The organism is Pseudomonas muyukensis, from assembly GCF_019139535.1.
Classification (GTDB): Bacteria; Pseudomonadota; Gammaproteobacteria; order Pseudomonadales; family Pseudomonadaceae; genus Aquipseudomonas; species Aquipseudomonas muyukensis.
In genome coordinates this window covers 1,276,514-1,288,984 of record NZ_CP077073.1, presented here as the reverse complement: position 1 = coordinate 1,288,984, position 12,471 = coordinate 1,276,514, and the positions used below count along the sequence as shown (strand labels likewise).

At 65.3% G+C, this 12,471-nt stretch carries 15 protein-coding genes; 12 read left to right on the top strand and 3 right to left on the bottom strand.

From position 1 onward, the window contains the following. Position 1 precedes the first annotated feature (1 nt). The 10 genes from vapB (at position 2) to cycA (ending at position 8,968) form a co-directional block, all read left to right on the top strand. On the top strand, positions 2-232 hold the full coding sequence (gene vapB / locus KSS95_RS05825; RefSeq protein ID WP_011535889.1) for a type II toxin-antitoxin system VapB family antitoxin: 231 nt from the start codon (positions 2-4) through the stop codon (positions 230-232). Beyond that, the gene (gene vapC, locus KSS95_RS05820; protein WP_217852446.1) at positions 232-642 is read left to right on the top strand and encodes a type II toxin-antitoxin system tRNA(fMet)-specific endonuclease VapC; all 411 of its coding nucleotides are present in this window, start codon (positions 232-234) and stop codon (positions 640-642) included. The genes vapB and vapC overlap by 1 nt, the downstream gene beginning before the upstream one ends. 72 nt (positions 643-714) lie before the next feature. Further along, a complete protein-coding gene (locus KSS95_RS05815) occupies positions 715-1,152 on the top strand; it encodes an NfeD family protein (protein WP_217852444.1) in 438 nt (145 codons plus the stop codon). Between the two features lie 27 nt (positions 1,153-1,179). Then, a complete protein-coding gene (locus KSS95_RS05810; protein WP_217852442.1) occupies positions 1,180-2,034 on the top strand; it encodes an SPFH domain-containing protein in 855 nt (284 codons plus the stop codon). A gap of 211 nt (positions 2,035-2,245) precedes the next feature. Beyond that, positions 2,246-2,635, top strand: coding sequence for a DUF2946 domain-containing protein (locus KSS95_RS05805; RefSeq protein WP_217852440.1), 390 nt, complete (start codon positions 2,246-2,248; stop codon positions 2,633-2,635). A gap of 46 nt (positions 2,636-2,681) precedes the next feature. After that, entirely contained in the window at positions 2,682-3,167 is a 486-nt protein-coding gene (locus KSS95_RS05800; RefSeq protein ID WP_217852438.1) for a copper chaperone PCu(A)C, read from the top strand. Between the two features lie 20 nt (positions 3,168-3,187). Then, the gene (locus tag KSS95_RS05795; RefSeq protein ID WP_217852436.1) at positions 3,188-3,619 is read left to right on the top strand and encodes a DUF2946 domain-containing protein; all 432 of its coding nucleotides are present in this window, start codon (positions 3,188-3,190) and stop codon (positions 3,617-3,619) included. 69 nt (positions 3,620-3,688) lie between these two features. Further along, entirely contained in the window at positions 3,689-5,755 is a 2,067-nt protein-coding gene (locus tag KSS95_RS05790; RefSeq protein WP_217852434.1) for a TonB-dependent copper receptor, read from the top strand. Positions 5,756-5,813: 58 nt separating this feature from the next. Beyond that, positions 5,814-7,178 (top strand): PepSY-associated TM helix domain-containing protein, encoded by a 1,365-nt coding sequence (locus tag KSS95_RS05785; protein WP_217852432.1) that lies wholly within the window; start codon positions 5,814-5,816, stop codon positions 7,176-7,178. A gap of 374 nt (positions 7,179-7,552) precedes the next feature. After that, positions 7,553-8,968, top strand: a complete 1,416-nt coding sequence (gene cycA / locus KSS95_RS05780; protein ID WP_217852430.1) for a D-serine/D-alanine/glycine transporter — start codon at positions 7,553-7,555, stop codon at positions 8,966-8,968. A gap of 132 nt (positions 8,969-9,100) precedes the next feature. Here cycA and KSS95_RS05775 read toward each other — a convergent pair whose 3' ends face one another. Beyond that, positions 9,101-9,400 carry a hypothetical protein gene (locus tag KSS95_RS05775; protein ID WP_217852428.1) on the bottom strand — a complete coding sequence of 100 codons (300 nt, stop codon included), beginning with the start codon at positions 9,398-9,400 and terminating at the stop codon, positions 9,101-9,103. A gap of 505 nt (positions 9,401-9,905) precedes the next feature. On the opposite strand from KSS95_RS05775, the gene KSS95_RS05770 reads away from it, so the two are divergent. Together KSS95_RS05770 and KSS95_RS05765 are read left to right on the top strand one after the other, a co-directional pair. Beyond that, positions 9,906-10,430: a GNAT family N-acetyltransferase gene (locus tag KSS95_RS05770; protein WP_217852426.1), complete on the top strand. Its 525-nt coding sequence runs from the start codon at positions 9,906-9,908 to the stop codon at positions 10,428-10,430. 5 nt (positions 10,431-10,435) lie between these two features. Beyond that, the gene (locus tag KSS95_RS05765; RefSeq protein WP_217852423.1) at positions 10,436-10,969 is read left to right on the top strand and encodes a GNAT family N-acetyltransferase; all 534 of its coding nucleotides are present in this window, start codon (positions 10,436-10,438) and stop codon (positions 10,967-10,969) included. Positions 10,970-11,099: 130 nt separating this feature from the next. Here the strand turns inward: KSS95_RS05765 and KSS95_RS05760 are convergent, their stop codons facing one another. Both KSS95_RS05760 and cbpA read right to left on the bottom strand, forming a co-directional pair. Next, positions 11,100-11,405: a chaperone modulator CbpM gene (locus KSS95_RS05760; protein ID WP_217852422.1), complete on the bottom strand. Its 306-nt coding sequence runs from the start codon at positions 11,403-11,405 to the stop codon at positions 11,100-11,102. Between the two features lie 2 nt (positions 11,406-11,407). After that, positions 11,408-12,373, bottom strand: coding sequence for a curved DNA-binding protein (gene cbpA, locus KSS95_RS05755; protein WP_217852420.1), 966 nt, complete (start codon positions 12,371-12,373; stop codon positions 11,408-11,410). Positions 12,374-12,471: the final 98 nt, after the last annotated feature.

The window sequence follows — 12,471 nt, the reverse complement described above, 5'->3', positions numbered from 1 at the left end:
CATGGAGCAAGGTGCAGTCTTCAAAAGCAACCGCAGCCAGGCTATCCGCATGCCAAAAGCCCTCGCTCTTCCAGAAGACGTCACCCGCGTGGACATCGTCGCGGTGGGGCGTTCGCGCATCATCTCGCCTGCCGGCGAAAGCTGGGACAGCTGGTTCGAGGGTGACGATGTGAGTGCGGACTTCATGGCCAGCAGGGAACAGCCAGCCGACCAGGAGCGCGAAGGGTTCTGATGCTCAGGTACATGCTCGATACCAACATCTGCATTTTCACCATCAAGAACAAGCCACAGGTAGTACGCGATGCATTCAATCGCTACCACGGCCAACTGGCCATCAGCACGGTAACCCTGATGGAACTGATCTACGGTGCGGAAAAATCCGCCGCGCCGGAACGTAACCTGGCCATTGTCGAGGGGTTCGCCGCACGGCTCGATGTGCTTGACTACGACATACAGGGCGCCGCTCACACCGCGCAGCTACGTGCGGAGCTGGCCAAGGCCGGCACGCCCATCGGCCCCTACGACAGAATGATTGCCGGCCACGCCCGCGCTCGCGGCCTTACGCTGGTGACCAACAACCTGCGCGAGTTCCAGCGTGTACCAGGGTTGCGTGTGGAAGACTGGGTGACACACACACGCTGACGGCCACGAGATGGCCCTGTGCCTTTATCCTGCCGTACAATCACCCCTCCCCTTCTGGAAGGCTGCGCCCATATGGAAATGCAATGGTGGATCTGGCTCGTCTTCGGCGTGGCCCTGATCCTGCTGGAACTGGTGCTCCCCACCTTCTTCATCCTCTGGTTCGGCATCGGTGCCGTGCTGGTGTCGTTCGTCTCGCTGCTCGCCCCCGGCCTGCAACTCGATATGCAGGGTGTGCTGTGGGTGGTGTTCTCGTCGATCACCACCGTGCTCTGGTTCAAGGTGTTCCGGCGCAAGAAGCCGGACGTGCGCTGGACCGCCGATAGCGTGATCGGCGAGGTCGGCCTGCTGACCGCCGCGGTGTCGCAGTTCCAGAAAGGCCGCGTGCGTTTCCAGAAGCCAATCCTCGGCAACGAGGAATGGACCTGTATCTCGGACAGCGATATCCCCGCCGGCGAGCGCGTGCGCCTGGCCGCCATCGAAGGCAACACCGCCCGGGTCACCCGGGCCTGAATCCGCACTAAAAGGAAGTTCGCAAGCATGACCAGCCTCATCGTCGTCGGCACCCTCGCCGCATTCGTACTGATCACCGTGTTCAAGGGCGTGCGCATCGTGCCCCAGGGCGAGGAATGGATCGTCGAGCGCCTGGGCCGCTACCACAGCACCCTCAAGCCGGGCCTGAACATCGTCATTCCATACATGGACGTGGTCGCCTACCGCCTGCCGACCAAGGACATCATCCTCGACGTGCAGCAACAGGAGATCATCACCAAGGACAACGCGGTGATCGTCGCCAACGCCCTGTGCTTCGCCAAGGTGGTCGACCCGCAGAAGGCCTCCTACGGCGTGCAGAACTTCTCGTTCGCCGTGACCAGCCTGACCATGACCTCGCTGCGCGCCATCGTCGGCGCCATGGACCTGGACGAGGCGCTGTCCAGCCGCGAGCAGATCAAGGCGCGCCTGCGCGAGGCGATGTCCGAGCAGACCGAAGACTGGGGCGTGACCGTGCGCTCGGTGGAGATCCAGGACATCAAGCCGTCGCCGAGCATGCAGACCGCCATGGAGCGCCAGGCCGCCGCCGAGCGCGAGCGTAAAGCCGACGTGACCCGCGCCGAAGGCAACAAGCAGGCGGCGATCCTCGAGGCCGAGGCACGCCTGCAAGCCGCCAAGCTGGACGCCGAGGCCCAGGTCAACCTGGCAGAAGCCTCGGCCCGGGCGATCACCCTGGTCAAGGAAGCGGTGGGCAGCGAGACCGTGCCGGCCATGTACCTGCTGGGCGAGCGCTACATCGGCGCGATGGAGAACCTGGCGGGTAGCGACAATGCGAAAGTCGTGGTGCTGCCGGCCGACCTGCAAGAGACCGTGCGCGGGCTGCTGGGCCGCGGCAAGGCCTGATAGCCCCGTTCCATCCCGTAGGAGCCAGCCTTGCTGGCGAACCAGGCGCCACGGAGGATTGCACCGGCTATGCCGGTGTTCGCCGGCAAGGCCGGCGCCTACGACGATCGCGCCAGTAATAGGCCCCAGGTGCGGCACTTCACCGCACCCCGGCATTTTTACCTATACTCCGCCGTACAATAGCCATCACGATTCCTGACCGGATCTCTCCATGCCCCCACGTCGGCACATCGCCTGGATAGCCTGCCTTGCAGTGCTGTTCAACCTGCTGGCCATGCCGCTGTCCTCTGCCGCGCCCAAGGGCCCGGCCGAACAGCTGCTGTGGGGGGCTTTCTGCTCCAGCATGGCCAACAAGGCCAAGGTCGATGTCCAGGCCCTGGCCAAGATCGACCTGGGGCCGCAAAGCGACGACAGCGCCAGCATGATGAACTGCTGGTGCTGCCTGGGCGCGGCGCCCTTGCTGGCCTTGCCCGTCGACCCGCCACAGCTGCACAACCCGCCGCGGCTACCCGCCGGGCACCTGCCACACCTCGCCGACTACCAACCCACGCCGCGCCAGCTCTGGCCCGCGCTCAATCCCCGTGCCTCTCCACTGGCCTGAGTTCACTACGCTGTCCATCAGAACCTGAACAGACCGGAGACTCACCATGCTCAAGCAAGCCCTCGTCCTGGCCGCCCTGCTGCTGCCCGGCGCCTACGCCAACGCCCACGAATACAGCGTCGGCGACCTGCACATCGCCCACCCCTGGTCGCTGGAACTGCCGCCGAACGCACCTAATGTGGCGGCCTACTTCGTCGTGCACAACAACGGCAAGGCCGACGACCGCCTGCTCTCGGTAAACAGCCCAATCACCGACGACGCCCAGCTGCACGAGCACGTGATGAGCGCCGCCGGCGCCATGAAGATGCAACAGGTGCAGAGCGTGGTGGTGCCCGCAGGCAAGGACCTGACCTTCGCCCCCAGCGCCTACCACGTGATGATCATGCAGCCCAAGGACCGCAGCCTGCTCACCGACGGCAAGCGCTTCCCGCTGACCCTGCATTTCGAGAAAGCCGGTGACGTCACCGTCGATGTCGCCGTGCAGAAGCAACCTCCGGCCGAGCAAGGCGCAGCGCACGAGCACGCGCACTGACCGACTGACAGGCGCTCGCCATGAGCCTGCCGCGCTACAGCTCCGCCCGCAGCACCCGCCCTGATCGCAGGCGCGTCGGTGGCGGCTGGCTGAGCCTGTTCGCCATGTGGATGATCTTCATCGGCCCGCTGGTTTCCCAGTCGATGCCGATGGAGCACCACGCCGGCATGGCCATGCCCATGGACATGTCGATGAGCATGCCCATGGCGCAGGGTCACGACGCGCACCACGGCCACGGCAACGATGGCCAGCTGCATGTCATGTGGGAGAAGTGCGGCTACTGCAGCCTGCTGTTCAACTGCCCCGCCCTGCCCCAGACCCTCAGCCCGCTCAGCGCCGGCAGCCAACTGCCTCCCGTCCATCTCACCAATGCCACGCGCCAGGGCCATGCCCGGCAGGCTGTATTCCCCGGCGCCCGCAGCCGCGCGCCACCCCTTTCGATCCTCGTCTGAACACAACGCTATCAATGCCCGAAGCCAGGAGGCTTCGCGCTGACTCATGACTGATCGACTGGAATCATTATGTCCGGCTGCACCCCTGTTTTTGCCCTTTCCCTGCGTGGGACCATCGCCGTGCTGTGCGGCTCGCTGCTCGCGCCACTGGCCCTGGCCGCCGAAACCGGCCATGAAGGCCATGTGCACGACACCGCCGAGCTGAGCCCGACGGTGATCACCGCCATCGCCCCAAGCTCGCCGCTGACCGTGGTCACCAACCCCAAGGACCCGCGCCAGCCGGTGCCGGCCAGCGACGGCGGCGACTACCTCAAGACCATCCCCGGGTTCTCGGTGATCCGCGCCGGCGGCACCAACGGCGACCCGGTGCTGCGCGGCATGTTCGGCTCGCGCCTGAACATCCTCACCAACGGCGGCATGATGCTCGGCGCCTGCCCGGGCCGCATGGACGCGCCAACCTCGTACATCTCGCCGGAAACCTACGACCGCCTCACCGTGATCAAGGGCCCGCAGAGCGTGATCTGGGGCCCCGGCGGCTCCGCCGGCACCATCCTGTTCGAACGTGACCCGGAGAAATTCGGCGAGCTGGGCAGCCGGGTCAACGCCAGCATGCTGGCCGGCTCCAACGGCCGCTTCGACAAGGTGCTCGACGCTGCGGCCGGCAACCAGCTCGGCTATGTGCGCTTCGTCGGCAACCAGTCGCACTCGGACGACTTCGAGGACGGCAACGGCGACACCGTGCCGTCACGCTGGGACAAGTGGAACGGCGACGTCACCCTCGGCTGGACCCCGGACGCCGACACCCTGCTCGAGCTGACCGCCGGCAAGGGCGATGGCGAGGCCCGCTCCGCCGGGCGCGGCATGGACGGCTCGCAGTTCAAGCGCGAAAGCCTGGGGCTGCGTTTCGAAAAATCCAATATCGGCGAGGTGCTCGACAAGGTCGAGGCGCAGGTCTACTACAACTACGCCGACCACGTGATGGACAACTACACCCTGCGCACCCCGTCGGGCAGCGGCATGATGGGCATGCCCATGGTCAGCAACGTCGACCGCCGGACCATGGGCGCGCGCATCAAGGCCACCTGGCGCTGGGCTGACGTGCAGCTGATCAGCGGCATCGACGCGCAGACCAACGAGCACCGCCAGCGCGGTGGCATGGGCGTCAACGCGCACAAGGGCCAGCCCTGGACCAAGGATGCCGACTTCCACAACTACGGCGCCTTCGGCGAGCTCACCTGGTATGCGACCGGCGAGGATCGCCTGATCACCGGCGCCCGCCTGGACCGCGCCTCGGCCCGCGACTTCCGCAAAGGCAGCGCCACCGAGGGCGACACCCGCGCCGACACCCTGCCCAGCGGTTTCATACGCTACGAGCACGACCTGGCGGCGATCCCCGCCACCACCTACATCGGCCTCGGCCACACCCAGCGCTTCCCTGACTACTGGGAGCTGTTCTCGCCCAAGCGCGCCCCGGCCGGCTCGGTAAACGCCTTCGACGGCATCAAGCCGGAGAAGACCACCCAGCTCGACTTCGGCATCCAGTACCGCGACGAGCGCCTGGAAGCCTGGGCATCGGGCTATGTTGGCCAGATCCGCGACTACATCCTGTTCGACTACCAACGCAACATGATGGGCAACCTCACCTCCCAGGCGCAGAACATCGACGCCCGCATCATGGGCGGCGAACTGGGCGCGGCCTACAGGCTGACCGACAACTGGAAAGCCGACGCCACCCTGGCCTACGCCTGGGGCAAGAACAGCAGCGACGGCAAGGCCCTGCCACAGATGCCACCGCTGGAAAGCCGCCTGGGCCTGACCTACAGCCGCGACACCTGGAGCGTCGGCGCCCTGTGGCGCCTGGTGGCCGAGCAGAACCGCATCGCCCAGAACCAGGGCAACGTGGTGGGCAAGGACTACGACAAGAGCGCCGGCTTCGGCGTGTTTTCCCTCAACGGTGCCTACAAGGTGAACAACAACCTCAAGCTCAGCGCGGGCGTCGACAACCTGTTCGACAAAACCTACGCCGAGCACCTGAACCTGGCCGGGAACGCCGGGTTCGGCTACCCGGCGAACAGCGTGCAGCCGGTCAACGAGCCAGGCAGGACCTTCTGGACCAAGGTCGACTTCAGCTTCTGACAACAACAAACGGGCGCGGGACCTGACCGCGCCCACTCAAGGTCTACGGGAGGCTCCCATGAGCAAACCAAATGTGTCGTTCTACAACCTGGCGTGGCGCTGGCATTTCTATGCCGGGCTGTTCGTGGCGCCGTTCATGATCCTGCTGGCGATCACCGGGATCATCTACCTGTTCAAGCCACAGCTCGACCCGCTGCTGTACCGCGAACTGATGGTGGTCGAGGCCGGCCATCATCGGCAAAGCGCCGACACCCTGCTGGCCAGCGTGCGCCAGGCTTATCCACAGGGCCATGTCGGCCAGTACCTGCCACCGCTGAACGCCGAGCGCAGCGCCCAGTTCGTGGTGCATGACGGCGGGCGCGAGCTGAATGTCTTCGTCGACCCGTACAGCGCCAAGGTGCTGGGCGAGCAGGATGGCAAGCAGAACCTGCAAGCCATCGCCCGTGCCCTGCATGGCGAACTGATGGTCGGCACGGTCGGTGACCGGCTGGTGGAACTGGCGGCGGGCTGGGGCATTGTCCTGGTGGTGTCCGGCCTCTATCTCTGGTGGCCACGCGGGCGCAACAGCGCGGGCGTGCTGTGGCCACGCTTGAGCGCACGCGGCCGAGTGCTGTGGCGCGACCTGCATGCCGTCACCGGCTTCTGGGGCTCGGCCCTGCTGCTGTTGATGCTGCTCAGCGGCATGACCTGGACCGGGCTGTGGGGCAAGCAGTACGCCGACCTGTGGAACCGCTTCCCGGCAGCCATGTGGAATGACGTGCCCAAGTCCGACCAACAAGCGCGCGACCTCAACAGCGCCCACCGCCAGACCGTGCCGTGGGCGATGGAGAACACGCCGATGCCGGTATCCGGCGCCCACGCCGAGCATGCCGGGCATCACAGGATGGACCAGGCCCCCGCTGCGCCGCAGGTCAGCCTGCAACAGGTCGAGGATGTCGCCAGCCTGCGCAGGGTCGAGCCGGGCTACAGCATCACCCTGCCGACCAGTGCCGAGGGCGTGTTCACCATCGCGGTGTTCGCCGACGACCCGCGTAACGACGCCACCCTGCATGTGGACCAGTACACCGGCCAGGTGCTGGCCGATGTGCGCTGGCAGGACTACAGCCCGGTGGCCCGCGCCACCGAGCTTGGGGTGATGCTGCACGAGGGCAAGATGTTCGGGGCGTTGAACCAGCTCGTCATCCTGCTGGTGTGCCTGATGATCCTGCTGGGCTCGGTGAGCGGGCTGGTGATGTGGTGGAAGCGCAAGCCCACTGGTGGATTGGGCGTGCCGCCGCTGCGCCATGACCTGCCGCGCTGGAAGATGGCGGTGGGGGTGATGGTGGTGTTGGGCATCGCCTTCCCGCTGGTGGGGATCTCGATGGTGGTGATGTGGGGGGTGGATAGCCTGGTGGTCAGGCGCCGGGCCATGGTTCGGGCTTGAGATTGCCGGGGGCGCTTTGCGCCCCTTTCGCGACACAAGGCCGCTCCCACATGGACCGCGCCAAACCTGAGCTTCACTGCAAACCTGTAGGAGCCAGCCTTGCTGGCGATGCCCGGCAAGGCCGGGCCAGCGTCCACAAAGAAGACAGTTGTTCCCACAGGAGGTCGCATTCCCCTGTAGGAGCGGCCTTGTGTCGCGAAAGGGCTGCGCAGCAGCCCCAGGATGTGTGCTCCATCCATTGACCGCGATCATGTCCCCGACCGCCCTGTACCGCCAAGATCGTGCCGATCTGCCACACCCGCGATTGGAACGCGACGTGATAGCCTACTTGGCTTTCGCTCACAAAAAGACTGACCCTCAATGGAATGCAGCCTATGACCCGGACCTCCCAGACACCCTCCGAAGAGCAGCACCTGCAACGCAACCTGACCAACCGTCACATCCAGCTCATCGCCATCGGCGGCGCCATCGGCACCGGCCTGTTCATGGGCTCGGGCAAGACCATCAGCCTGGCCGGCCCGTCGATCATCTTCGTCTACATGATCATCGGCTTCATGCTGTTCTTCGTCATGCGTGCCATGGGCGAGCTGCTGCTGTCGAACCTCAACTACAAGTCGTTCATCGATTTCTCCGCCGACCTGCTCGGCCCCTGGGCCGGCTACTTCACCGGCTGGACCTACTGGTTCTGCTGGGTGGTCACCGGTATCGCCGACGTGGTGGCGATCGCCGCCTATACCCAGTTCTGGTTCCCCGACCTGCCACAGTGGATACCGGCGCTGAGCTGCGTGGCCCTGCTGCTGTCGCTGAACCTGGTGACGGTGAAAATGTTCGGCGAAATGGAGTTCTGGTTCGCCCTGATCAAGATCATCGCCATCATGGGCCTGGTCGCCACCGGCCTGTACATGGTCATCACCGGTTTCCAGTCGCCAAGCGGGCATACCGCCACCCTGGCCAACCTGTGGAATGACGGCGGCATGTTCCCCAACGGCCTGCTGGGCTTCTTCGCCGGCTTCCAGATCGCCGTGTTCGCCTTCGTCGGCATCGAGCTGGTGGGCACCACCGCGGCCGAAGCGAAGAACCCCGAACGCACCCTGCCACGGGCGATCAACTCGATCCCGATCCGCATCATCGTGTTCTACGTGCTGGCGCTGATCGCCATCATGGCCGTGACCCCATGGCGTGACGTGGTGCCGGGCAAGAGCCCGTTCGTCGAGCTGTTCGTGCTGGCCGGCCTGCCAGCGGCGGCGAGCATCATCAACTTCGTGGTGCTGACCTCGGCGGCCTCGTCGGCCAACAGCGGCGTGTTCTCCACCAGCCGCATGCTGTTCGGCCTGGCCCAGGAGGGCGATGCGCCCAAGGCGTTCGAGAAACTCTCGCGCCGCGCGGTGCCGGCCAACGGCCTGTACTTCTCCTGCACCTGCCTGCTGCTGGGCGCGGTGCTGATCTACCTGGTACCCAATGTGATCGAAGCCTTCACCCTGGTGACGACAGTGTCGGCGGTGCTGTTCATGTTCGTCTGGACGCTGATCCTGCTGTCGTACCTGAGCTACCGCAAACAGCGCGCGGCGCTGCATGCAGCGTCGAGCTACAAGATGCCCGGCGGGCGCTTCATGTGCTACGTGTGCCTGGTGTTCTTCGCCGGCATCCTGGTGCTGTTGAGCCTGGAGGCGGATACGCGCTCGGCGCTGGTGGTGACGCCGATCTGGTTCCTGATCCTGGCGGTGACCTACCAATTCGTGCGTAGCAGGCGTCAGCCGCGTACCGCCGTGCGTGGGGCGTCGAACCGCTGATCGCGGGGGCTGCTGCGCAGCCCATTCGCCAGCAAGGCTGGCTCCTACAGGTACAGCGCACGCTCCGAAACCTGCGCGAGACCTGTAGGAGCCAGCCTTGCTGGCGAATGGGCGCACAGCGCCCCTACTGTCTCAACCCTGCTCCAACCCCTCGAGCACCGCCTCGGCCAGCGCCAGGCCTTTCTCCAGCGAGTTCTCGGTCGCCGTCAGCAAACTGCGCAACGGCTCCCCCGCCTTCTCCAGCGCGGCGGCATTGGTCTCATAGGCCGCCTTCAACGCCGCCACGGCGCACACCAGCGCATCCTCGCTATCGACCCCAGCCTGTACCGAAAGCATCGGGGCGTGGGCGTGATTGCAGGTGCCGAAATGGGAACTGGCGGTGACGGGGCGGGATGTGCGCGGGGTGAGGTTGACCCGCGATTCCGGGTTCATGGCTGCACCTCTCGATGAAAGGTGGCGAACCCAGCAAATGCGAACGGTGGATCTGGAACGATCTTCTTGAGCATGGTGCTACTCCTTGCAGCCTTCTGAAGTGTCTCTCCGTGCCCATACGCCAATATGGGTGGACGGAGCCGTGCGGGTTGGCGTTACCGGTCAGAAGTTCCGGTGAGCCCGAAGGCTCCCGCGCACGGCCCCGCCCATAACGGGTGCAACCATGCAGGACACGACTATCGCGAGTGCGATGTGCCCAGTTCTGACAACGGGACGCCAATCCCGAACCGCAGAATCTACTGCGGTGCGGCACGGTACTCAAGTAACCGGGGTGTGTCAAAATGTTCGGCGCCCGCCCTCAGGCAGTGCACGCCCATTGCCCAATGCACCGGGTTGGCGCATGACGCCAAGCCCCCTTGGCGCATTTGCCTGCGCCCACGCCTCGGCACGTCGCTTGCACTCGATCGTGCATCGGCCCGAAACCTCTGTTCCTGCGAGACCGCCCATGAGCCACCTGCTGCGCGACGCCCTGCCCGACGACCTGCCGGGCATCCTCGACATCTACAACGACGCCGTGGCCAACACCACGGCGATCTGGAACGAAACCCCGGTGGACCTGGCCAACCGCCAGGCCTGGTTCGAATCACGGGCGCAACAGGGCTATCCGGTCTTGGTGGCGGTAGATGACAGCGGCGTGCTCGGCTATGCCTCGTTTGGCGACTGGCGCCCGTTCGAGGGCTTCCGGCATACCGTCGAGCACTCGGTGTACATCCGTGGCGACCAGCGTGGCAAGGGCCTGGGGCCTGCCCTGATGGAAGCGCTGGTCGAACGGGCGCGCCGCTGCGACAAGCATGTGATGGTCGCCGCCATCGAGCGCGGCAATACTGCGTCGATCCGCCTGCATGAGCGCCTGGGCTTCAGCATCACCGGGCAGATGCCGCAGGTGGGGGTGAAGTTCGGGCGCTGGCTGGACCTGACCTTCATGCAGCTTTACCTGGACGACAACACCCTGCCACCTTCAAGGAGCTGAAGCCGATGAACAGCGCCCAACTGCAGCGCGTGACCCACGAAGGCCTGGCGTACTACCGCGACGGCCTGGTGGCGCTGTTGCTCGATGCGGTGCGCCAGGGCGCGTCGGTGGGGTTTCTGGCCGGTATCGACGCACAGCAGGCCCAGGGCTACTTCGATGAGGTGAAGGCAAAGCTGGCCAGCGGCGAGCAACTGCTCTGGGTCATTGCCCAGGGCCAGGAAGTGCTGGGCAGCGTGCAATTGGGGCTGTGCCTGAAGCCCAATGGGCTGAACCGGGGCGAGGTGCAGAAATTGCTGGTGCACAGCGATGCCCGGCGGCGTGGGCTGGGGCAGCAGTTGATGGGAGCGCTGGAGGCCGAGGCGCGGCGGATCGGGCGGGGGATGCTGTTTCTCGATACCGAGGCAGGGTCCACGGCGGAGGCGTTCTATCGGGCGCTGGGGTACAGCAAGGCGGGGGAGATTCCGGATTATGCCTGCGGGCCGGAAGGGGTGTACCGGGCTACGGCGTTGTACTTCAAGGTGATCGCGAAAGCGTCGTGAACCTGGGGGCGCTTTGCGCCCCTATCGCGACACAAGGCCGCTCCTACAGGGGAACGCAATCTCCTGTAGGAGCGGCCTTGTGTCGCGATAGGGCTGCGCAGCAGCCCCAGGATCTCACAGGCCATACCCATCACATCTGGGTAAACCGCCCCAACCGCTGCTTCAACATGCTGTTCTCGCTGCGCAACTGCTGCACCTCTTCCAGCAACTCCAGCGCCAGCGCCACCCCCTCCCACTCCAGCTCCAGTTGCTCATGCAGCTTCACCGCGCGCTTGAGGGTCACCGGCGCGCGGTCGTCGAACACCCAGTCCTCCGGCGTTCGCCCCAAAGGTTCAACAATGCCGTGCTCGACGATCTCGATCACGCAATCGGCCGTGATATCGGCCTCCTGACACAGGGTACGCATGTCCAGTTGAACGATCAGGGTGCTGCTCATGATCACTTACTCCATTGAGTCCTCGGGTTGAACGCGGCTTTCTCGGAGAGCTGGGTCCACAGTGCGCGAGTTGCGTCATCGGATTGGGCAGGCATCACCACCTTGAGCTGGGCGTACAGGTCGCCGCGCTCGCCCTGCTTGTTCAACAGGCCCATGCCCTTGACCCGCAGGCGCTGGCCGCTCTGGCTGTCGGGGCGGATGGTCAGGTTGATCTTGCCGGTCAGGGTCGGCACGGCCACCTTGGCGCCGAGCGCCGCTTCCCACGGCGCCAGCGGCACGGTGATGATCAGGTCATGACCTTCGACATCGAACTGCGGGTGCGGTGCCATGCGAATGGTCAGGAACAAGTCGCCATTGGCGCCACCACCCACACCCGGCGCGCCCTGGCCCTTGAGGCGGATGCGCTCGCCGTCGGTCACCCCGGCAGGGATCTTCACGTTCAGGGTCTTGGTGGTGAAGCCGGTGCGCTGGCCAGCAGCGTTGGTCTGCGGCACCTGGAAGCTGATCTGCTTGGACTCCTTGTTCAGGGTCTCTTCGAGAAACACCGCCAGTTCCAGTTCCACGTCCTGCCCTCGCCTGCCGGCACTGCGTTGTTGCCGGCCACCGCCGCCACCGAAGGGGTTGCCACCCCGGGCGCCGAAGATCGAGCTGAAGAAGTCGGAAAAATCGCCGCCCTCGAAGCCACCGCCGCCGCCATTGCCGCCACGGGACTGCCAGCCAGGCGGTGCCTGGAACGGCCGGCCATGCTGGCCGCCGTACTTGCGGATCTCGTCGTACTCGGCGCGCTTGTCCTTGTCGCCAAGCACTTCGTAGGCCTCGTTGGCCTCCTTGAACTTGTCCTCGGCGTCACGCTCCTTGCTGACGTCGGGGTGATACTTGCGCGCAAGCTTGCGGTAGGCGGCCTTGATCGCCTTGTCGTCCGCACTCGCCTCGACGCCGAGTATCTTGTAGTAGTCTTTGAAGTCCATCTATGGATCACCGATGTGAATGTGCGTATTGCTACTGAAGATTGGGGTCAAGCATAGCCTTTCAAGGTGCATCCGGGGTTGCGCTATCGCAGACGACC

Bases quoted from the DNA above. Each gene is read 5' to 3' on its own strand.
- vapB (WP_011535889.1), top strand. From the start codon at position 2: ATGGAGCAAGGTGCAGTCTTCAAAAGCAACCGCAGCCAGGCTATCCGC.
- vapC (WP_217852446.1), top strand. From the start codon at position 232: ATGCTCAGGTACATGCTCGATACCAACATCTGCATTTTCACCATCAAG.
- KSS95_RS05815 (WP_217852444.1), top strand. From the start codon at position 715: ATGGAAATGCAATGGTGGATCTGGCTCGTCTTCGGCGTGGCCCTGATC.
- KSS95_RS05810 (WP_217852442.1), top strand. From the start codon at position 1,180: ATGACCAGCCTCATCGTCGTCGGCACCCTCGCCGCATTCGTACTGATC.
- KSS95_RS05805 (WP_217852440.1), top strand. From the start codon at position 2,246: ATGCCCCCACGTCGGCACATCGCCTGGATAGCCTGCCTTGCAGTGCTG.
- KSS95_RS05800 (WP_217852438.1), top strand. From the start codon at position 2,682: ATGCTCAAGCAAGCCCTCGTCCTGGCCGCCCTGCTGCTGCCCGGCGCC.
- KSS95_RS05795 (WP_217852436.1), top strand. From the start codon at position 3,188: ATGAGCCTGCCGCGCTACAGCTCCGCCCGCAGCACCCGCCCTGATCGC.
- KSS95_RS05790 (WP_217852434.1), top strand. From the start codon at position 3,689: ATGTCCGGCTGCACCCCTGTTTTTGCCCTTTCCCTGCGTGGGACCATC.
- KSS95_RS05785 (WP_217852432.1), top strand. From the start codon at position 5,814: ATGAGCAAACCAAATGTGTCGTTCTACAACCTGGCGTGGCGCTGGCAT.
- cycA (WP_217852430.1), top strand. From the start codon at position 7,553: ATGACCCGGACCTCCCAGACACCCTCCGAAGAGCAGCACCTGCAACGC.
- KSS95_RS05775 (WP_217852428.1), bottom strand. From the start codon at position 9,400: ATGAACCCGGAATCGCGGGTCAACCTCACCCCGCGCACATCCCGCCCC.
- KSS95_RS05770 (WP_217852426.1), top strand. From the start codon at position 9,906: ATGAGCCACCTGCTGCGCGACGCCCTGCCCGACGACCTGCCGGGCATC.
- KSS95_RS05765 (WP_217852423.1), top strand. From the start codon at position 10,436: ATGAACAGCGCCCAACTGCAGCGCGTGACCCACGAAGGCCTGGCGTAC.
- KSS95_RS05760 (WP_217852422.1), bottom strand. From the start codon at position 11,405: ATGAGCAGCACCCTGATCGTTCAACTGGACATGCGTACCCTGTGTCAG.
- cbpA (WP_217852420.1), bottom strand. From the start codon at position 12,373: ATGGACTTCAAAGACTACTACAAGATACTCGGCGTCGAGGCGAGTGCG.